The organism is Alistipes megaguti, from assembly GCF_944320325.1.
In the GTDB taxonomy this organism is placed as follows: Bacteria; Bacteroidota; Bacteroidia; order Bacteroidales; family Rikenellaceae; genus Alistipes; species Alistipes megaguti.
This window is the reverse complement of sequence record NZ_CALUHA010000033.1, coordinates 1-19,981: the sequence shown is the minus strand read 5'-3', so window position 1 is coordinate 19,981 and position 19,981 is coordinate 1. Positions and strand designations below refer to the sequence as shown.

Here is a 19,981-nt window from a genome sequence, read left to right as displayed (position 1 = left end):
TCACTTTTCGATTGCCGGGATTCTTCCTCCCGACTTTTCAAGGGGTTTTCCCCGGGGACTCTTTTCGGGGAGCGCTTTGCTCTTCCCGATTGGCCACTTCCCCGGCATTTTCTTCCCCCCCCGGATTCTGTCAGCCCCGTTTGATCAACTCTTCGGCGGCCTCGAGCTGGTGGTAGAACTCCTCGCCGAAGCGGCGGATGATCGGTTCGCGCAGCGCCTTGTAGACCGGGATTCCCAGTTTGGCGCCGCACTTGCGGGCCGGGGCACAGACCGACCAGCGGTGGTAGTTCAGGCCGAGTGTGCCGTTCGAGAAGCGCATGACGCGGATTGGATAGAGGTGGCACGAGATCGGTTTGCGGAACGCGGTCTTGCCCTCCATCCAGGCCTTCTCGATGGCGCACAGCGTCACGCCGTTCTCCTGACAGGCGTAGGCGCACTGGGCGTCGTTGACGAGCGGCGTGGTCCGATCACCCTCTTCGTCGAGGACCATGAAGCCCTGCCGTTCGACGGCCTCCACCCCCTCGCCCGTCATGTAGGGACGGTAGTTCGGGTATTCGCGGCGGAGGATCTCCTCTTCGTCCTCCTCCAGCGGGGCTCCGGCGTTGCCTTCGACGCAGCAGATCCCCTTGCACTGCGCCAGATCGCACGCAAAGCATTCGCGCAGCAGATCGACGCTCACGATCTTGTCATCAATCTCGATCATTTGCGGCACGTATCGGCGATAATCAGATCATACAGTTCACCGAGCGACATGCCCATCTGTCGGGTCTGCTTCGGGACGATGCTTCCGGCGCTCATGCCCGGAATCGAGTTCAGCTCGATGAAGTAGGGCTTGCCTTCGGGGGTGACGATGAAATCGACCCGCACGATGCCCGAGCAGCGGCATGCGCGGTAGGCTTCGCGCGTCATGCGGTTCAGCTCGGCGCGCACCTCATCCGGGATCGGTGCCGGGGTGATCTCCTCGGAGCGTCCGGCCGTGTATTTGGCCTCGTAGTCGAAGAAGTCGTTCTTGGGAACGATCTCCGTGATGGGGAAGATATACTCCTTTTCACGGGTGACGAGGATGCCGCACCCCATCTCACGGCCCGTGATGCACTCCTCGATGAGAATCTCGCCGCCCTGGGCGAAGGCGGCCTCGATGGCGGCGGGAAGCTCCGCAGCCGTGTGGACCTTCGTCACGCCGAACGACGAACCGTTGGCATTGGGCTTCACGAAGAGCGGGAGTCCCAGATCGGCGACAATGGCCTCGGCATCCCACGCCTCGCCGCGGCGCAGGAAGTGTTCGCGGGCCAGGTTGACGCGTCCGGCCAGCGTGCGCTTGGTGGTGATCTTGTCGAAGGTGACGACCGTCGAGACCATCGAGCACGACGAATAGGGAATACCCATCATGTCGAGATAGCCCTGCAGACGGCCGTCCTCGCCCGGGGTGCCGTGGATGAGAATCAGCGCGTAGTCGAAAATCTTGTGTTCGCCGTCGATCGTAATCGAGAAATCGTTCTTGTCGACCTGCCACTGTCGGCCGTCGGGCGTCGTGTGGTGCCAGTCGCGGTGATGGAGGTCGATGACCGTGATATCGTATTTCGTGTGATCGAGCGCCGCTTCGATCTGTGCGGCACTTTGCAGGGCGATCTCCCGCTCGGGAGAGTCGCCGCCCGCCAGGAGGGCGATCTTCAGTCGTGTCATTTTCAGGGGTTGTAGATGTCTTTGTATCGGAATTCGAAAATCTCCTGCACCATCTGGGCAAACTGCCGGGCCTCGACGTGGTTGGCGTCGATGCGCAGCACGGCGTTGAAGTCGTTCAGCGCCGGGCCCCACTCGCTCAGGCGGTAATGGAGCTTGCCGCGTTCGAGCAGCAGTTCGATGTCGTCGGGGTGTGCGGCGAGTTGTGTGGTGAGGACCGCGATGCGGGTTGCGGGGCTCCAGAGCCCCTTCTTGCGGATGTATTCGAGGACCTTCGGGGCGAGCATCGCCGAGACATCCTCGCCGCGCGTGATGCGGTCGCGGATCCCGGTCGAGGCGATGTCGAGCAGCGGGGCTTCGTCGAGCAGCGTGATGCGTCCCTCGAAGCCCGAGACGCTCTCGCCGCCGCGCCGCGGATAGACGTAGACCGGATATTCGAGGATTCGGTCGTACTCCTTCCAGCCGTCGAGGCGGGCGATCTGGTCGCTGCCCATCAGGATCGAGAACTCCATCTCCGCACCGCAGTTCTCCTGCAGATAGCGCAGCGTGTCGATCGTATAGGAGGGTTTCGGCAGCAGCATCTCCACTATCGAAGGTTTGATCCGTTCGGGATATTTCGATGCGGCGCAGGCGATCTCGGCCATCTCGAAGCGGTCGAGTTCGGGGGCCAGCGCCTCCTCCTGCTTGTAGGGGCTCTGGGGCGAGACGATCAGCGCCACCTCGTCGCACAGCCCGCGGTCCAGCACATACTCCGCCAGGGCGATGTGGCCCTTGTGGATCGGGTTGAATGACCCGAAATAGAGCATTTCTCGTTTCATGGCTATCGGGCAAAGAATTCGTCGAGAATGGCGCACGCTCCGGCCACGGCCTCGTCCAGACGGTCGTTGACCACCACATGGTCGAACTCCGGGGCCTTTGTCAGTTCGAACTCGGCCTTGGCCACACGGCGTTCGATGGCCTCGGGGGCATCCGTGCCGCGTGCGACGAGCCGCCGGCGCAGCTCCTCGACCGAGGGGGCCTTGATGAAGATCGAGCAGGCATCCCGACCGAAGATCCGCTTGAGGTTGATGCCGCCCAGGACGTCGACGTCGAAGACGATCACGTGACCCTTCTCCCAGATGCGCTCCACTTCGCTGCGCAGCGTGCCGTAGCAGGTGCCCTTGTAGACCTCCTGCCACTCGACGAAGCGCCCCTCGCTGACGGCCCGTGCGAACTCCTCGGGCGAGAGGAAGTAGTAGTCCACGCCGTTGCGCTCCTCACCGCGCGGGGCGCGGCTCGTGGCCGAGATCGAGAATTCGAGCTGCGGATAGCGGCGGAGCAGCTCCCGGACGATGGTTGTCTTGCCTGAGCCGCTCGGGGCCGAAAATATGATGACTTTTCCCATTTTGGTAACTCTTGTCGGTTAGGACGGGTATCTGATCCGGAGGGCGGATCGGCGGGATGCGCGGCCGGCCGTTGCCGCCGCCCGGGTTCCCGTCTCTTCCCCCCCCCTCTGCTGCGGACTCCCTACAGAATGTTGAGCACCTGCTCCTTGATCTTTTCCAGTTCGTCCTTCATCTTGACGACGAGGATCTGGATGTTCGTCTCGTTGGCCTTCGAGCCCATGGTGTTGATCTCGCGGCCCATCTCCTGGGCAATGAATCCCAGCTTGCGGCCCACGGCCTCCTCCGAGGCGGCCACCTCGCGGAAATAGCGGCAGTGGTTGGTCAGACGCACCTTCTCCTCGGTGATGTCGAGCTTCTCGAGGTAGAAGATCATCTCCTGTTCGAGGCGGTTGCGGTCGACCTCGACGGGGAGTTTCGAGAGGTTGTCCAGAATGCGCGTCCGGATGGTCTCCGTACGGGCCTGTTCGAAGGGGATGACCTCGTTCTTGTACTGTTCGATCAGATCGACGCGGCGCAGCAGGTCGGCGATGAGCGTGGCCCCCTCCTGCGAGCGGAAGGCGTCGAGCCGCGCGGCGGCCTCTTCGACGGCCTTGAGCAGCACGGCGTGCTCCTCGTCGGAGATCGTCTCGGCCTCCGTCGAAACCACCTCGGGCAGCCGCATGAGTGTCTGCATCGCCGCGGCATCCCACCCTGCCGTGCTGCAGTCCAGTCCGGCACCGGCGGCCGCCTCGCGCAGCTGTCGGGCATAGGCGGCAAAGACTTCGCGGTTGATGCGGGCCGAGGTTTCGACGCTCTGGCTCTCGATCGAGACGAAAAGGTCGATCTTTCCGCGCTGGAGCCGCTGCTGGATCAGATTGCGGATTTCGTATTCCGACTGCCGGTAGAGGGCCGGGAGCCTCAGGGCGAGGTCCAACTGCTTGGAATTCAGCGAGCGGATCTCGACGGTGATCTTCTTATTCTGGATTTCGGCCTCGGCTTTTCCGAAGCCGGTCATGGATTTGATCATAGGTCAGCCTTGCTTGATTCAGGCAACAAAAGTAGTAAAAACAAATCAAAAAGGCGACGAATCGTCCGGCGGAATGAAATTTATTTGGCGATCTTTGGTTTTTATAAATTATTTTTATTTATATTTGTGTTAGAAAATTAACAGACCGAAATTCGAATAACCAAATCTCATAACAATTTATTATGAAAAAGCACAATTTCAATGCGGGACCGTCCATTCTTGCGGACGAAGTGATCGAAAAAGCAGCCAAGGCCGTACTCGATTTCAACGGATCGGGACTTTCGATTCTTTCGATTTCGCACCGCACGAAGGACTTCGACGCCGTGATGGCCGAGGCCGACGCGCTTTTCCGTGAACTGCTCCACATTCCGGACAACTACAAGATCATCTATCTGGGCGGAGGTGCGAGCACCTATTTTTATGAGATTCCCGCCAACTTCCTGGGCAAAAAGGCCGGCTACGTCAATACGGGCGTCTGGTCGAAGAAGGCCATCAAGGAGGCCAAACGCTACGGCGAAGTGGAGGTCGTAGCTTCGTCCGAGGACCGCAACTTCACCTATATCCCCAAGGGATTCACCATTCCCGAGGATCTGGACTACCTGCACATCACCTCGAACAATACGATCTACGGTACGGAGTACCACGAGGATCTGACCTCGCCCGTGCCCCTGATCGCCGACATGTCGTCCGACATTCTGTCGCGTCCGGTCGACGTGACGAAATACGCCATGATCTACGGCGGTGCGCAGAAGAACCTGGCTCCGGCCGGCGTGGCCTTCGGCATCATCCGCGAGGAGATGCTCGACCGCATCGTGCGCGACCTGCCGACGATGATGTCCTACCGCACGCACGTCGAGAACAACTCGATGTTCAACACGCCTCCCGTCTTCCCGATCTACGTGCTGATGGAGACGCTGCGCTGGCTGAAGTCGATCGGAGGCGTTCCCGAAATCTACCGCCGCAACCAGGAGAAGGCCGCCCTGCTCTACGACGAGATCGACCGCAACCCGTTGTTCCGCGGTACGGTCGAGAAGGAGGACCGCTCGCTGATGAATATCTGTTTCGTCATGCAGGAGGGCTACGAGGATCTGGCTCCCGAATTCCTCGAGTTCACCAAGAGCCGCGACATTGTGGGCATCAAGGGTCACCGTCTGGTGGGTGGCTTCCGTGCCTCGTGCTACAACGCGCTGCCGATCGAGAGCGTGCGCGTGCTGGTGGAGTGCATGCAGGAGTTTGCTGCGAAATACGCCAAATAACAGCACCTTATGGCACTCGTGACGCGCGTCCCGGCCGGTTACGATACCCTTACGGGCGAAGTGAAGGCCTGGGATTATCAAGAAATGTTGAACAACGAAATTTTGAAACCCATGAAGATACTGGTAGCTACGGAGAAGCCTTTTGCCAAGAAGGCGGTCGACGGCATCCGCGAGATCGTCGAAATGGCCGGTTATGAACTGGCGCTGCTCGAAAAATACACGGACAAGGCACAGTTGCTGGAGGCCGTGGCCACGGCCGATGCGCTGATCGTGCGCAGTGACAAGGTCACCTCGGAGGTGATCGCCGCAGCGAAGAACCTCCGTATCGTGGTACGCGCCGGCGCGGGCTACGACAACGTCGACCTGGCAGCCGCCACCGAGCGCGGCATCGTGGTGATGAACACCCCGGGGCAGAATTCGAACGCCGTGGCTGAACTGGCCATCGCCATGATGATCTACATGGCCCGCAACCGCTTTACGCCCGGTACGGGCTCGGAGATCCAGGGCAAGACGCTCGGCATCCATGCCTACGGCCATGTCGGCCGGCTGGTGGGTCGAAAAGGCAAGGCACTGGGAATGAACGTCGTAGCCTACGATCCGTTCCTGACCGATCCGGAGGTCTTCGCGGCCGACGGCGTCGAGCAGGTGGCTTCGGTCGAGGAGCTCTACAAGCGGGCCGACTACCTCTCGCTGCACATCCCCGCCACGGAGCAGACCAAGGGCTCGATCGGCTATGAGCTGCTGATGTCGATGCCCAAGGGTGCCACGCTGGTCAATACGGCCCGCAAGGAGGTGATCGACGAGGCCGGGCTGATGCAGGCGCTGACCGAACGCGAGGATCTGAAGTACATCACCGACATCGCCGCCGGCAACCAGGCCGAGCTGGACGAGAAGTTCGGCAAACGGGTCTTCGCTACGGCGAAGAAGATGGGTGCCGAGACGGCCGAGGCCAACATCAATGCCGGACTGGCCGCCGCAAACCAGATTGTCGATTTTCTGAAGAACGGCAACCGGAGGTTCCAGGTCAATAAATGACCGGGCCGCGCGGAAGTTGAGAAAGGCGGGTGCGACGTGTACGGACCCGCCTTTCTTACCTTGAACGATGAACAACCTGAAACAATAACCGACAAAGAGAAACTATGGTACGTATCAAACCGTTCCGGGCGGTCCGACCGCCCAAGGAGCATGCCGCCGAGGTGGCGTCGCGTCCGTACGACGTGCTGAATTCGGCCGAAGCGAAGGCCGAAGCGACGGAGCGCTCGCTGCTGCATATCATCAAACCCGAGATCGATTTCGAACCCATTGCCGACGAGCATTCGCAGGAGGTCTACGACAAGGCCGTGGAGAATTTCCGCGCCTGGCAGAAGAAGGGATGGCTGCAACAGGATCCCGAGGAGTACTATTATATCTATGCGCAGACGATGGAGGGCCGCACGCAGTACGGACTGGCCATGTGCTGCCATTTCGAGGACTACCTCTCGGGCGCCATCAAGAAGCATGAGCTGACGCGCCCCGACAAGGAGGAGGACCGCATGATCCACGTGCGCAACCAGCAGGCCAACATCGAGCCGGTCTTCTTCGCCTACCCCGACAATGCGGAGATTGACGCCATCGTTGCGGACGTGGTTGCGCACAATGCCCCGGAGTACGACTTTACGGCGGCCGACGGTTTCGGCCACAAGCTGTGGGTGATCCGCGACCGCAAGACCAACGACCGCATCACGGAGATCTTTGCCGGGATTCCGGCGCTCTACGTGGCTGACGGCCACCACCGTACGGCTGCCGCCGCCCGCGTGGGCGCCGAGTGCCGCGCGAAGAATCCCAACCATACGGGCACGGAGGAGTACTGCTACTTCCTGGCCGTGACGTTCCCGGCCAGCCAGCTGCGGATTATCGACTACAACCGCGTGGTGAAGGATCTCAACGGCCTGACTCCCGCGGAGCTCATCGAGCGGCTCAAGGAGTCGTTCGAGGTCGAGGACAAGGGAACGGAGGAGTACCGTCCGACGGGGCTGCACAACTTCTCGATGTACCTCGAGGGGCACTGGTGGAGCCTGACGGCCAAGCCGGGCACGTACGACGACAACGACCCGATCGGGGTGCTGGATGTGACCGTACTGTCGAATCTGGTGCTGGACCGGATCCTCGGGATCAAGGATCTGCGCACCTCGAAGCGGATCGACTTCGTGGGCGGTATCCGGGGGCTGGGCGAGCTGAAGCGCCGGGTCGACAGCGGCGAGATGAAGGTGGCCTTTGCGCTCTACCCCGTCTCGATGCAGCAGCTGATCAACATCGCCGACACGGGCAACATCATGCCGCCGAAGACAACGTGGTTCGAGCCGAAACTGCGTTCGGGCATGGTGATCCACTCGTTCGCCGAGGAGAAGACCAAATAGCAGCCGGCGGATCGGTTGTCCGGTCCGTTGTCGAGAGAAAAGGGGCGATACGGTTGAGGCCGGATCTCCCCTTTTTTTGCTCATGACCTTACGGACGTGGCAGCCGCAACGACGGGATTCCTCGTCGTGTTTATCGGCGGCTCGCTGGTCTTTGTGGTCTGGGCCATTTTCTTCCTGGTGTGGTTTTGCACGGCGGGAACTCCCGGCGAAAACCCCTATGGCCCCGATCCCAAACAGACGGAGGACTGATGCGAAAAACACGATTCCGGCTCGGATCCCCCCGCCCACCGGCAGGGAGGATGCTGAAAGCACAATTATATTACGAATCGACGAGAATTTATAACGAAAATAAAAGTGAGCACGGAAAATTTCGTATATTTGTAAGCAACTTAACAATAACAATTGACGTTATGGCAAAGATCAAAGGAACTATCGTCGTTGACAGAGAGCGCTGTAAGGGGTGCGGAGTTTGCGCCTCGGTGTGCCCGTGCAATGTTCTTGCCCTGTCGGCGGAGGTGAACAGTAAAGGCTACCAGGTGGCCTGGATGGCGAATCCCGATGCGTGCACGGGCTGCGCTTCGTGTGCGGTGATTTGCCCTGACAGCGTCATCACGGTTTATCGTCAAAAATTCGAATAAGCGATGGCAGAGAAGGAAGTAAAACTGATGAAAGGCAACGAAGTGATCGCCTATGCGGCGATTCGCTACGGTTGCGACGGATATTTCGGCTATCCGATCACCCCGCAGTCCGAGGTGATGGAGACACTTATGGAGCTCAAACCGTGGGAGACAACCGGTATGGTGGTGCTCCAGGCCGAATCGGAAGTCTCGTCAATCAATATGGTATATGGTGGCGCCGCCACGGGCAAACGGGTCATGACTTCGTCGTCGAGCCCCGGTATCAGCCTCATGTCCGAGGGGCTGAGCTACCTGGCCGGTGCGGAGCTGCCCTGCCTGGTGATCAACTGCCAGCGCGGCGGCCCGGGTCTGGGTACGATCCAGCCTTCGCAGGGCGACTATTTCCAGGCTGTCAAGGGTGGCGGTCACGGTGACTACCACCTGATCGTCTTCGCCCCGAACTCCGTGCAGGAGATGCACGACCACGTGGCCGAAGCCTTCGATCTGGCCTTCAAGTACCGCAACCCGGCCATGATCCTGGCCGACGGCGCCATCGGTCAGATGATGGAGAAGGTGGTGCTGGCTCCGCAGCGTCCGCGTCGTACGGACGAGGAGATCAAGGCCGAGTGCCGCTCGTGGGCAACCTACGGCAAACCGGCCGACCGTCCGCGCAACATCGCCACGTCGCTCGAACTGCAGTCGGAGAAGATGGAGATCATCAACAAGCGGCTGCAGGAGAAGTACAAGGCGCTGGAGGAGAACGAGGTGCGCTACGAAGCCATCGAGTGCGACGATGCGGAATACGTCATCGTGGCCTTCGGATCGTCGGCCCGCATCTGCTCGGCGACGGTCGAGATGGCCCGTGCTGAGGGGCTGAAGGTGGGTCTGCTGCGCCCGATCACGCTCTACCCCTTCCCGACCAAACAGCTCGCCGAACTGGCCGCACGCGGCGTGAAGGGCTTCCTGTCGGCCGAACTCAATGCCGGACAGATGGTCGAGGACGTGCGTCTGGCGGTCAACGGCAAGGCTCCCGTGGAGCACTACGGACGTCAGGGCGGCATGATGTTCACCCCCGACGAGGTGCTTCAGGCCCTGAAGGAAAAACTGATTAAAAAGTAGAAACGATGGCAGAGGTTGAAATCAAACAGGAGAATCTGGTTTACGCAAAACCGAAACTCATCACCGATAATGTCATGCACTATTGCCCGGGCTGCAGCCACGGCACGGTGCACAAACTCGTCGCCGAGGTGATCGACGAAATGGGCCTCGCAGACCGTACGGTGGGCATTTCGCCCGTAGGCTGCTCGGTCTTCGCCTACAATTACATTGATATCGACTGGATCGAGGCCGCCCACGGACGTGCACTGGCCATCGCTTCGGCCGTGAAGCGCCTGTGGCCGAACAACATGGTCTTCACCTATCAGGGCGACGGCGACTTGTCGGCCATCGGTACGGCGGAGTCGATCCATGCGGCGGCGCGCGGCGAGAATGTCGTGGCCATCTACATCAACAATGCCATCTACGGCATGACGGGCGGCCAGATGGCGCCGACGACGCTGCTGGGCATGAAGACCTCGACGACCCCCTATGGACGTGATCCCCGTCTGAACGGGTATCCGTACAAGATTGCCGAGATGATGGCCCACCTGGACGGTGCGACCTACATCACGCGTCAGAGCGTCCACACGGCGGCCAACGTGCGCAAGTGCAAGCGTGCGATCCGCAAGGCGTTCGAGAATGCGATGGCCGGGAACGGCTTCTCGCTGGTGGAGGTCGTGGCGACCTGCAACAGCGGCTGGAAACTCTCGCCCGTGGCCTCGAACCGCTGGCTGGAGGAGAACATGCTGCCCTACTACCCGCTGGGCGATATCAAGGATGTAAAAAAGGAGGAGTAGACAATGAAAGAGACATTGATCATAGCAGGATTCGGAGGACAGGGAGTCCTCTCGATGGGCAAGATTCTGGCCTATTCGGGCGTGATGCAGGACTATGAGGTTACGTGGATGCCCTCCTACGGTCCGGAGATGCGCGGCGGAACGGCCAACGTGACAGTGATTCTTTCCGACCGGAAGATCTCCTCGCCGATTGCGCACGAGTACGATACGGCGATCATTCTGAACCAGCAGTCGATGGAGAAGTTCGAACCGCTGGTCAAGCCGGGCGGTGTGCTGATCTACGATACGAACGGGATTTCGCGCCATCCGGTCCGCACGGACATTTCGGTCTATTCGATCGATGCCACGGCCGAGTGTGCGAAGATGGGTCAGGCAAAGTTGTTCAATACGATGATTCTGGGCGGCTATCTGAAGGTTCGTCCGATCGTCGAGATGGAGAACGTGATGATCGGTCTGAAGAAGTCGCTACCGGAGCGGGCATGGAAGATGCTTCCGCAGAACGAGGAGGCAATCCGCCACGGCGGCGAGATCATCCGCAAGATCCGGTAAGCGACACCTCTCCCAGCCGAAACCGGGAGCCGGAAGTTCGGTATAACGACAAGGACTCTTACAACGAGCGAGGAGGCTTCTCCCATCCGGGAGAGGTCTCCTTTTTTGTAACCTGAGGCGTGGCAGCCCCGATTTTTTGTTGCCAATCCGTTAAAAATGTCGGGACGGCTACGTGTCCGACGGCCGTATGGTGTACTTATTATGAAACCGATAGACAGGATCCCGGAAAAAACGAACCCATGAACAAATCGCTGATGGATGCTCTTCGTCGTTATATGCGTAACGAGAGCTCGACGCGGGAGGCCGACGAAGTGGAAAAATGGATGTTGCTGAATCTGACCTCGTCGAAGGCCGATGCAATCTTCGAACAGCTCTTTGCCGAGCTTCCGGTCGAAGAGGACGATCTGCGCAAGGAGCGTACCCGCGAGCGACTCAACCGTTTCATCGATGCTTCGCTCGACTCGCAGCGGCTGGCCCGGCGTCGGATGTGGCAACGCGGCTTCCGTGTATTGCGTTATGCCGCAGTCGTGGCGCTGGGGGTGCTCTGCCTGCATTTGTATCACCGGCTTGGCGAGACTTCGACCTGGCATGAGGTGTATGCCTCCTACGGTGAGACCGAACGGGTTGTGCTTCCCGACAGTTCAATTATCTGGCTCCATGCCGACAGCCGGCTCCTCTACCCCGAGCGGTTCGGCACCCGGACGCGGCAGATCTATGTTTCGGGAGAGATCTATGCCGACATCGCCCGCGATCCTCGCCATCCGTTCGTCGTTGCGAGCAACGGTTCGACGGTTCGGGTGCTGGGAACGGAGTTCAATCTGCGTTCCTACGGCGACAACGATCAGATTGAGGTGACGCTGGTGGAGGGATCCGTAGCCCTGCATGTCCCGACCGTCAAGGGGACGAAGTCGTGCCGGTTGACGCCGGGCGACGTGGTGCGCGTCGATCGCGGTACGGGCACATTGGAACAGTATCGGATCGATCCGTCGGACTATGTTTCGTGGAAGGACCAGCGCGCGCTCTACTTCATCAATCGGCCGTTTGGCGAGATCGTCGAGGAATTGCAGCGGAGTTTCGACGTGACGATCTCGGTTCAAGATCGGTCGTTGCTTGAAACAAACTACCTGGCTACGTTCGTCAACGGGGAGACACTTGACGAGATTCTTACGGCGCTGAACGGCGACGGCAGCATGGAGATTACCCGCGAAGGGGATCAGTATGTCATCCGGGCCGCGGCGCACGAATGACCGGTAAACGAAGAACCAACCAAAACTCAATATTATGCGAAAACTACTACCCGATTCAACTCCTCTGTCTCGGAGGATGAAGACCGTTGTCGCATTGTTGTTGCTGTTGTGTTTGTGGACGCCCCTTTCGGCCGGGAATATCAGCGTGACGCTGAGACGGATCACTGTGGGCAAGGCCATCGAATACCTGCAACGCAATTACGACTATTCGTTCATTCTGAAGACCGGTGAGGTCGACATTGAACGTATTGTTACTGTCGTGGCGAAGGATGCGGAGCTCGAGAGCGTGCTGGATCAGATTTTCCGGGGACAGTCTGTCGAGTATCGCATCAACGGCTCGACGGTTTCGGTGTTCGCCCGAACGCGGAGTCGGACGGCGCCGGAGACGAAACCGGTCCGTGAAGTGAGTCCGGTGACGCTTCAGGGATATGTGAGTGACGAGAACGGCCAACCGCTGGTCGGGGCCACGGTCATCGAACGTGGAACGACGAACGGCACGACGACCGATGCGGAGGGTCGTTTCCGCCTGCGCACGGCGGCCGCCTCGCCCGAGCTGGTCATCTCGTTCGTGGGCTATGAGGATCTGGCCCTCAAGGTCGCCCCGGGGCAGAGTACGGTGGAGGCGACGATGCAGGCCACGGCCCTGGCCATGAACGAAGTGGTGGTCGTGGGTTACGGCTCGATGGCACGGCGCGACATCACCTCGGCCATCGGATCGTTCAAGCCCAAGCAGAGCGATCAGCGTCCGGTCCTGAGTGTCGATCAGCTGTTGCAAGGCCATGTGGCGGGAGTCAACATCTCGTCGGCATCGGGCGTTCCCGGGGCGGTCAGTCGCGTGAGTATCCGCGGCATCGGTTCGCTCAATGCGGGCAACGAGCCGCTGTATGTGGTCGACGGGATTCCGCTCAACAGCACGTCGGGAGATACGGGCGTCTGGGTCGGAGACTCGATGAGCGGCCTGGTGAGCATCAATCCGTCGGATGTGGAGTCGATCGAGGTGCTGAAGGATGCGGCGTCGGCAGCCATCTATGGATCACGCGCCACGAACGGCGTGATCATCATCACGACAAAAAAAGGACAGAAAGGAGCGGCTCAGGTGAGTCTCGACGGTTCGGTGAGTTTTTCGAATCTCACACGTACCGATCGGTTGCGCGTTGCCGACAGCGATCTCTTCTTTGAGGTGCTCAACGAGGCTGTCGACAACTACAATATCCAGACGGGAAGCACCGTCGACCGCTATACGAATCCCATGCCGGGCAAAGCGTATCATAACTGGCTGGACGATATTCTGCGTACGGCAGTTTCCTACAACGGCAGTGCTTCGATTTCGGGCGGATCGGACCGCATGACCTATTACGTGTCGGGCAATGTGAAACATAGCGAGGGTGTCATTCTGAAAAACGATGTCGACCAGTATCATCTGAAGACCAATCTTTCGGGGCAGATCAAACCCTGGTTATCGTTCGGGTTCAACACCCAGTTGAATTATACGCAAAACAGCCGCATCCCGACCGGATATGTCGGAGTCAATCCGATCAAGGCGAGCGTCGAGCAGTATCCGTGGCACGAGCCCTACCTGCCCAACGGCGAATGGGCCACGTCGAGCAATATCCTGGTCAACCGCAATCCGTTGCAGAACATTCTCGAAGAGGACGTCTATGTCAATACGGGACGGGCGATCAGTTCGCTGTTCCTGCAGTTCGATATTATCAAAGGATTGAATTTCAAAACGATGCTTGGAGAGGACTACCAGTCTCTCGAGGAACATATCTACTATACGTCCCAACACGATTATGCGTTGGCTTCGGAGACCAATCCATCGGGCGGACAGTTGATCGACAGTCGGCGAACGCGCCTGAGCCTGTTGTGGGAGAATACACTCTCCTACAAGCACGGTTTCGGCAGCGGAATCAATCTCGATGCCGTGTTGGGTCACTCGGTGCAGATCGACACCTCTTCGTCGGCTTCACAGACGGGATTGGGTTTCCCCTCGGCGTCGTTCGATGTCAACTCGGTGGCTTCCTCTTATATGGATGTCACGTCGGGCAAGTCGACCTATGCGCTGCAGTCGTTTTTCGGGCGTGTGAACCTGAATTACCGGGACCGGTATGTGATGACGGTCACGTTGCGGGCTGACGGATCGTCGAAATTCGCCCCCGGGAATCGTTATGGCTACTTCCCCTCGGCCAGTATCGGCTGGAATCTGAACGAAGAGCCGTGGTGGAGTGCACCGAAGACCTCGCTTAAGGTGCGTGCGAGTTGGGGAGCAACGGGCAATCAGGGCGGAATCGGTACCTATGCTTACCAGGCTCTGGCCACGGGCGGTCTCAACTACAACGGGCAGAACGGTCTGGGTCTGACGACGGCCGGGAATCGGGATCTGCAGTGGGAGAAGGCCGTGCAGTATGACCTGGGCCTGGACATGGCCTTCTTCAAGGGGGCGCTGACAGTGACAGCCGACGTGTTCCTCAAGGATACGAAGAATCTGCTCTACAACAAGCCCCAGATGGCGACGACGGGTTATACCTCCTACATGTGCAACATCGGGTCGATGCGCAACAAGGGTTTGGAGCTGACGGTGGGCGGCAATGCCGGACACGGGGCATTCCAGTGGCACGGCGATTTCAACATCTCGTTCATCCGCAACAAACTGACGCAATTGCTCGATGACAATGAGATCATCACTACCAGCAACATGCATGCCCTGAAGGTCGGCGAGGAGGTCGGTGCCTTCTACATGATCAAACAGGAGGGTATCTACCAATATGACGAGGATGTTCCGCGTACTCTTTACGAGAGCGAAGGGGTGCGTGCGGGCGACTGCATTTACGACGACGTGGACAACAACGGCGTGATCGATTCGAACGACCGGCAGTTCGTCGGGTCGCCGAATCCGAAGTTCTCCGGCGGATTCAACAATACGTTCCGTTACAGGAACCTGGAGCTGGGGCTTTTTTTCACCTATTCGTATGGGAATATGATGTATGAGATGTGCAACGGAGGACTTCGGATGGGAAACGGAACCTATCCGATGCTGGAGTCCGGGGCACGATCGCGGTGGACCGGACCCGGAACGAGCAACACCACGCCGCGCGCCATCTATGGGTACAGTTGGAACAGTACGAAGTTCGTGACCACACGTTTTCTCTACGATGCCTCCTACCTGCGTTGCCGTTCGCTGACGCTGGGTTATACCTTTCCCCGGAAGCTGTTGCAGAAGACGGGCATCTCGCATTTGCGGCTTTACTGCCAGGTGGACAATCTGTTCGTGCTGACGAAGTGGCCCTACCTCGATCCCGAGGTTACGGTCAGCACGTCGGCCACGACGATGGGCTACGACTGGTTCAATCCCTCGCAGCCGCGTACCTTCACGTTGGGTCTCAATCTTAAATTCTGACGGATCATGAAACGAATAATCATTACTCTTTTGGCCATCATGGGATTGTTTGCGATACCGTCGTGCGATGTACTCGACCAGTATCCTCACAATGCCACCTCTCAGGACAATCTTTCCGAGGAGGATATCGACCTGTTGTTCGTCGGACTCTATTGCTACAGCCAATACAAACCGACTTTCACCGGATATTTTCTGAATGATTTTGCGGGCGGAGATTTCCGGCGCGGCGGCGGTTCGGGATATGAGGATCCCGCGCTGGTGATTGTCGATCAGATCCTGCCAACCACCGGATGGGTCAATACCCCGTGGTCGGGATACTACGCGTGGCTTTACCAGGTGAACAGCTTCCTGGTATCGGCCTCGGCGCTTCCCGAGACGGAGCATCGCAACGAGATGCTGGGTGTGGCTCGTTTTTTCCGGGCACTCATTTACTATGATTTGGTAACGCGGTGGCGGGAGGTTCCGCTGTTGCGCGAGCCGACGAACGATCCCGTCGCCTCGTCGAGCGAAGAGGCGTGCTGGGCGCTGGTGGAGGAGGATCTGACCTATGCCATTGACCATGCCCCGCGCTTCTCGGACAAGAACTACGTCTCGTCGCAGGCCGCCAAGGCGCTGCTGGCCCGGGTGCTGCTGGCCCAGGGCCGCAAGTCGGAGGCGGCGGTTTATGCCGAGCAAGTGATCTCCGATTCGAACTTCGGGCTTTCGGATTTCGACAAGATCTTCCGCGATCAGCCCAACAACGAGGAGATCTTCACCTTCTCGAATCTGGTGGATGATTCGGGAATCAATTTCAGCTCGAACTTCCACATCCCGGCGACGACCTACCTGCCGACGACCGAGGTCTACAATCTCTTCTCGAATAACGATAAGCGCACGGCGGTGACCTTTGCCAACCAGGAGTCGAACATCGTGCTGAACAAGTACGACAGCTCCTCGTCGATGACCGATCCGATTCCGATCATCCGGCTGGCCGAGATGTACCTGATCAGTGCCGAGGGACAGGGGCTGTCGAACGGCCTGCCGCGGCTCAACGAACTGCGCCAGCAGCGGGGGCTCGATGCGGTCTACCCCGCCACCGAAGAGGAGTTCATTGATGCGGTTCTTGCCGAGCGGCGGCTGGAGTTCCTGGGCGAAGGGTTCCGGTGGTTCGACCTGGTGCGTCTGGGCAAGCTGTGCGAGACGGTGGGCCTGGACGAAAAGTACACCTGCATGCCGATACCCGATCGAGAGCTCGATCTCAATCCGCTTCTGAAGCAGAATGAACTGTGGTCAAACAGCAAAACCGGAGAATAACGATTATGAAAAAGAGTTTGTCATATAGAATTTTCATGCTGATCTGTACGGTGGCGATGGGGCTTCTCGTATCGTGTTCGGATTCCGAGCCCGAAGACCACCGCTATCGCCCCACTACCCCAATTGGTCGGACGTTGGAGTCCGAATGCGATGCCGTGGCGCGGATGTTTGCCGATACGACCTTCGTGGTGGCGGTAGGTGTCGACGAGACCGATCTTCATCTTCAGCTCATGAGCGGATACGTGGTTCGAATGTTCCTGCTTCGGGTCGATACTACGGTGCCGGGGCTTGAACTGCGGGTGGCGCTTCCGGACAACAACAACGACCTGTCACAGATCCATACGCAGACGCTGACCGATATGGCTGCGGTACACGATGCACCCGGAAAGCGGGTTGTGGCGATGACCAATGGCGATTTCTGGGATACGGCAAACGTTCTGCCCCGGGGACCGATCCACCGCGACGGATATGTGCTCAACGACCGGTTCAACTATTCGGAGAGTATGCCGCAACAGGCGTTGAGTTTCGTCGGAATCCGGGATGACGGGTCGATGATTATCGCCGAGGCGTCACGCTACGCGGCTTTGCAGTCGCAATTGAAGGAGGTGACTGGGGCGGGCGTCATACTGCTCAGCGAGGGGCTCTTCCCCGGAACCACCTATACGGTCCGGGATCCGCGCACGGCCATTGGCTATACCGATGACGGCATCGTCTACATGCTGACCGTGGACGGGCGGCGCAACTTCTATTCCGACGGCATCACCTATGAGGAGATGGCCTCGGTTTTCAAGGCGTTGGATTGCACGGGAGCCGTGAATCTCGATGGCGGAGGCTCGGCGCAGATGTTGATCCGCCACCCCATCGCTCAGATTTTCCAGATCCGCAACCGGCCTTCGGACAACGCCGAGCGACCGCTTTACAACGGGTGGATGGTCTGTGTCGAAGAACCTTAGAATCTAAAACGTGAAGTCATGAAAAGAATTTGCAGATTGTTGACATATGCCCTTGTTGCATGTACGGTTGCGGTTTCATGCGACAAGGAGGAGACGGAGGCGGATCGGCCGGTTGCGGCGCCGCGTCTGGTCTCGATCATTCCGGCCTCGGGTACGGAGGGGAGTATCGCCATCATTTCGGGGGTGAACCTCTCCAGCGAAACCGAACAGCCCGAGGTGACGGTCGGCGGTGAGGCGGCCGAGATCCTTCATGCCGGGGCGGAGCGCCTGACGGTCGTTCTGCCCGCGAATCCGCTCGGTGAGGCGGCGGTTGCGGTGCGTGTGGGCGGTCGGACGGCCGACGGACTCGCCTTCACCTATGTCGAGCAGCCCGATCCGTCGCCGTTGCTGCTCAACGTAATTCCCTCGTCGGGCTATGCCGGCGACCGGCTGGTGATCTACGGCCGGGGATTCGGCAAGACGCCCTCGGAGAATGCGGTGACCATCGGCGGCGAGGCCGCCGAGGTGACCTTTGCCACGAGCAGTATCCTGCACGTCACGGCTCCGGAACATGCCGAGGGTTCGGCGGCGATCGTACTCACCACGGGGGGCGAGTCCGTATCGGGCTTCAGCTTCGAGTATCTCCACGTACCGGTGCTTTCGATCGCGCGGATCGCTCCGGCGAGCGGTCGTGCTGGCGAAACGGTCGTCCTCACGGGCGAGTGCTTCTCGACGACGCCTGCGGACAACCACCTGACGATAAACGGCGTTGCGGTGGAGATCCTGGAGGCGACCTCCACGCAGCTCACCGTCCGTATGCCCGAGAATCCCGACGGCAGCTATCCCTTTCTGCTGCATGTGGGTGATGCGCAGGTCGAGGGTCCGGTGTTCACCTATGTGCCGCGCAAATATTATGTCGCGTCGGTGGCCGGCAACGGTACCAGGGGAACGACCGACGGCATCGGTGCGGCGGCGAGCTTCGATACGCCCCAGGATATCCACTACGACCGTGAGGGCATGTTCTGGATCGTCGATCGCGGCAGCCATTCGATCCGCAAGATGGATCCGGAGTCCTGCGAGGTGACGACACTGGTTGCGGGCAGCGAACCGCTGCTTAGCGGCAAATTCCCGTGGCAGGGCGATTTCAATTCGGAAGGTGATTTCTACGTGGTGTGCAAGGGCGGCAACAACATCATCCGCATCACACCCGCGGGCAAATGCTCCGAGTATGCTGTGGAGAATTCGAATTTCAACAATCCGATGGCCCTGGTTTTCGCCGAGGATCGGATTTACCTGGCGGATCGCAACAACAACCGGATTGTTCAGATCGTTTCGGGGCGGATCACCGGGGAGTATGAGATCGACATGCCGCAGACGATCGCCATCGATCGCAACGGGAACCTGCTGGTCGGCATGTACAGCGGCAACCAGCTGCAGATGATCGATCCGCAGAGCGGTACGGTGACGCCGATTGCCGGCAGCGGCACGAAGCCGACGGCCGCCAACTATACCGACGGCGAGGCGGGCAAGCCGCTGACGGCGACGATCGGCACGGTCGACGGCATCTACTGCGCCTCGGACGGTACGGTCTACTTCACCGACGAGGTTACGAAAACGGTCCGCAAACTGGTACCGGGCACGGACGGCAGTTATGCAACGGGTACGGTGACGACGCTGGCCGGACAGCCGCTGCTGAAGGGTTGGGTCGACGGCGAGGCCCTGACCACGGCGAAGTTCAACTATCCGTATGGCATTCTGCTGGCCGCCGACGGCGAGACGCTTTATGTCACCGATGGCTCCGGATCACGCCGGATCCGCAAACTCTACCTAAACTGATACCGAATATGAAGAAGAAAGGAATCATCGCATCCGTGTTGATGCTGGCCCTGCTGGCCGGTGCGGGATGCAGCGACGACGAATACCGGGCTCGGGTCACCGAACTGAAGTTGGTGCGGCTGGCACCGACGAGCGGTTATGCGGGCGATATCGTGCGCATTCTGGGCCGGAACTTCAGCGAGGAGTATGGCGGGAACACCGTCACGATCAACGGCGTTGAGGCCCGGGTTATCGAGATTGCGCGCGACGAGCTCTCGATCATCGTGCCCGAGAATGCTCCGGGAAGCTATCCGGTGCGCGTCGAGACTCCGACGGCCACGGTCGAGGGGCTCTCGTTCAAGTACAACGTCCGGCCCGAGAAGGAGTATGCGGTCACGACGGTAGCCGGCAACGGTGCGTTGGGGCTGGTCGACGGCATCGGGACGGCCGCCAGTTTTGCGGCGCCCGAGGGGCTGAACTACCACCGCGACGGAAGCATCTGGATCGTGCAGC

General features: G+C 59.5%; 18 protein-coding genes. 13 read left to right on the top strand and 5 right to left on the bottom strand.

Annotation, left to right across the window (positions count from 1 at the left end):
• Nucleotides 1-130: 130 nt before the first annotated feature.
• The 5 genes from PUQ42_RS08575 to PUQ42_RS08555 all read right to left on the bottom strand — a co-directional run bounded on the left by PUQ42_RS08575 (nt 131) and on the right by PUQ42_RS08555 (nt 4,059).
• The gene (locus PUQ42_RS08575) at nt 131-703 is read right to left on the bottom strand and encodes a DUF3109 family protein (protein WP_087403981.1); all 573 of its coding nucleotides are present in this window, start codon (nt 701-703) and stop codon (nt 131-133) included.
• On the bottom strand, nt 700-1,683 hold the full coding sequence (locus PUQ42_RS08570) for a D-alanine--D-alanine ligase (protein ID WP_273372987.1): 984 nt from the start codon (nt 1,681-1,683) through the stop codon (nt 700-702). Before PUQ42_RS08570 ends, PUQ42_RS08575 begins: the two co-directional genes overlap by 4 nt.
• 2 nt (nt 1,684-1,685) lie before the next feature.
• Nucleotides 1,686-2,498, bottom strand: coding sequence for a nicotinate (nicotinamide) nucleotide adenylyltransferase (gene nadD / locus PUQ42_RS08565; protein WP_273372985.1), 813 nt, complete (start codon nt 2,496-2,498; stop codon nt 1,686-1,688).
• A gap of 2 nt (nt 2,499-2,500) precedes the next feature.
• A complete protein-coding gene (gene gmk, locus PUQ42_RS08560) occupies nt 2,501-3,064 on the bottom strand; it encodes a guanylate kinase (protein ID WP_087403978.1) in 564 nt (187 codons plus the stop codon).
• Between the two features lie 122 nt (nt 3,065-3,186).
• Nucleotides 3,187-4,059, bottom strand: coding sequence for a YicC/YloC family endoribonuclease (locus PUQ42_RS08555; RefSeq protein WP_087309316.1), 873 nt, complete (start codon nt 4,057-4,059; stop codon nt 3,187-3,189).
• 194 nt (nt 4,060-4,253) lie between these two features.
• On the opposite strand from PUQ42_RS08555, the gene serC reads away from it, so the two are divergent.
• The 13 genes from serC to PUQ42_RS08490 form a co-directional block, all read left to right on the top strand.
• Nucleotides 4,254-5,327, top strand: coding sequence for a 3-phosphoserine/phosphohydroxythreonine transaminase (serC, locus tag PUQ42_RS08550; protein WP_122120685.1), 1,074 nt, complete (start codon nt 4,254-4,256; stop codon nt 5,325-5,327).
• Nucleotides 5,328-5,438: 111 nt separating this feature from the next.
• Entirely contained in the window at nt 5,439-6,362 is a 924-nt protein-coding gene (locus tag PUQ42_RS08545) for a 3-phosphoglycerate dehydrogenase (RefSeq protein ID WP_273373003.1), read from the top strand.
• Between the two features lie 104 nt (nt 6,363-6,466).
• Nucleotides 6,467-7,723 carry a DUF1015 domain-containing protein gene (locus tag PUQ42_RS08540; RefSeq protein ID WP_087309259.1) on the top strand — a complete coding sequence of 419 codons (1,257 nt, stop codon included), beginning with the start codon at nt 6,467-6,469 and terminating at the stop codon, nt 7,721-7,723.
• 410 nt (nt 7,724-8,133) lie between these two features.
• The gene (locus PUQ42_RS08535) at nt 8,134-8,361 is read left to right on the top strand and encodes a 4Fe-4S binding protein (protein ID WP_087309260.1); all 228 of its coding nucleotides are present in this window, start codon (nt 8,134-8,136) and stop codon (nt 8,359-8,361) included.
• Between the two features lie 3 nt (nt 8,362-8,364).
• Nucleotides 8,365-9,459: a 3-methyl-2-oxobutanoate dehydrogenase subunit VorB gene (locus PUQ42_RS08530; protein ID WP_087309261.1), complete on the top strand. Its 1,095-nt coding sequence runs from the start codon at nt 8,365-8,367 to the stop codon at nt 9,457-9,459.
• A 5-nt stretch (nt 9,460-9,464) separates the two neighbouring features.
• Complete coding sequence (locus PUQ42_RS08525; protein ID WP_087309262.1) at nt 9,465-10,235, top strand: thiamine pyrophosphate-dependent enzyme; 771 nt, start codon at nt 9,465-9,467, stop codon at nt 10,233-10,235.
• A 3-nt stretch (nt 10,236-10,238) separates the two neighbouring features.
• Nucleotides 10,239-10,784, top strand: coding sequence for a 2-oxoacid:acceptor oxidoreductase family protein (locus PUQ42_RS08520; RefSeq protein ID WP_273372982.1), 546 nt, complete (start codon nt 10,239-10,241; stop codon nt 10,782-10,784).
• Nucleotides 10,785-11,023: 239 nt separating this feature from the next.
• Nucleotides 11,024-12,031 carry a FecR family protein gene (locus tag PUQ42_RS08515; protein WP_273372980.1) on the top strand — a complete coding sequence of 336 codons (1,008 nt, stop codon included), beginning with the start codon at nt 11,024-11,026 and terminating at the stop codon, nt 12,029-12,031.
• A 76-nt stretch (nt 12,032-12,107) separates the two neighbouring features.
• The gene (locus PUQ42_RS08510; protein WP_273372978.1) at nt 12,108-15,428 is read left to right on the top strand and encodes a TonB-dependent receptor; all 3,321 of its coding nucleotides are present in this window, start codon (nt 12,108-12,110) and stop codon (nt 15,426-15,428) included.
• Between the two features lie 6 nt (nt 15,429-15,434).
• Nucleotides 15,435-16,721, top strand: coding sequence for a RagB/SusD family nutrient uptake outer membrane protein (locus PUQ42_RS08505; protein ID WP_122120688.1), 1,287 nt, complete (start codon nt 15,435-15,437; stop codon nt 16,719-16,721).
• Nucleotides 16,722-16,726: 5 nt separating this feature from the next.
• Entirely contained in the window at nt 16,727-17,674 is a 948-nt protein-coding gene (locus tag PUQ42_RS08500) for a phosphodiester glycosidase family protein (RefSeq protein WP_273372976.1), read from the top strand.
• Nucleotides 17,675-17,692: 18 nt separating this feature from the next.
• The gene (locus PUQ42_RS08495; protein WP_273372974.1) at nt 17,693-19,489 is read left to right on the top strand and encodes an IPT/TIG domain-containing protein; all 1,797 of its coding nucleotides are present in this window, start codon (nt 17,693-17,695) and stop codon (nt 19,487-19,489) included.
• 8 nt (nt 19,490-19,497) lie between these two features.
• Nucleotides 19,498-19,981: IPT/TIG domain-containing protein (locus PUQ42_RS08490; RefSeq protein ID WP_273372972.1), on the top strand; the 484-nt coding region annotated here is incomplete at its 3' end.

Coding starts and splice junctions, on each gene's coding strand:
- PUQ42_RS08575 (WP_087403981.1), bottom strand. CDS start 703: ATGATCGAGATTGATGACAAGATCGTGAGCGTCGATCTGCTGCGCGAA.
- PUQ42_RS08570 (WP_273372987.1), bottom strand. CDS start 1,683: ATGACACGACTGAAGATCGCCCTCCTGGCGGGCGGCGACTCTCCCGAG.
- nadD (WP_273372985.1), bottom strand. CDS start 2,498: ATGAAACGAGAAATGCTCTATTTCGGGTCATTCAACCCGATCCACAAG.
- gmk (WP_087403978.1), bottom strand. CDS start 3,064: ATGGGAAAAGTCATCATATTTTCGGCCCCGAGCGGCTCAGGCAAGACA.
- PUQ42_RS08555 (WP_087309316.1), bottom strand. CDS start 4,059: ATGACCGGCTTCGGAAAAGCCGAGGCCGAAATCCAGAATAAGAAGATC.
- serC (WP_122120685.1), top strand. CDS start 4,254: ATGAAAAAGCACAATTTCAATGCGGGACCGTCCATTCTTGCGGACGAA.
- PUQ42_RS08545 (WP_273373003.1), top strand. CDS start 5,439: ATGAAGATACTGGTAGCTACGGAGAAGCCTTTTGCCAAGAAGGCGGTC.
- PUQ42_RS08540 (WP_087309259.1), top strand. CDS start 6,467: ATGGTACGTATCAAACCGTTCCGGGCGGTCCGACCGCCCAAGGAGCAT.
- PUQ42_RS08535 (WP_087309260.1), top strand. CDS start 8,134: ATGGCAAAGATCAAAGGAACTATCGTCGTTGACAGAGAGCGCTGTAAG.
- PUQ42_RS08530 (WP_087309261.1), top strand. CDS start 8,365: ATGGCAGAGAAGGAAGTAAAACTGATGAAAGGCAACGAAGTGATCGCC.
- PUQ42_RS08525 (WP_087309262.1), top strand. CDS start 9,465: ATGGCAGAGGTTGAAATCAAACAGGAGAATCTGGTTTACGCAAAACCG.
- PUQ42_RS08520 (WP_273372982.1), top strand. CDS start 10,239: ATGAAAGAGACATTGATCATAGCAGGATTCGGAGGACAGGGAGTCCTC.
- PUQ42_RS08515 (WP_273372980.1), top strand. CDS start 11,024: ATGAACAAATCGCTGATGGATGCTCTTCGTCGTTATATGCGTAACGAG.
- PUQ42_RS08510 (WP_273372978.1), top strand. CDS start 12,108: ATGAAGACCGTTGTCGCATTGTTGTTGCTGTTGTGTTTGTGGACGCCC.
- PUQ42_RS08505 (WP_122120688.1), top strand. CDS start 15,435: ATGAAACGAATAATCATTACTCTTTTGGCCATCATGGGATTGTTTGCG.
- PUQ42_RS08500 (WP_273372976.1), top strand. CDS start 16,727: ATGAAAAAGAGTTTGTCATATAGAATTTTCATGCTGATCTGTACGGTG.
- PUQ42_RS08495 (WP_273372974.1), top strand. CDS start 17,693: ATGAAAAGAATTTGCAGATTGTTGACATATGCCCTTGTTGCATGTACG.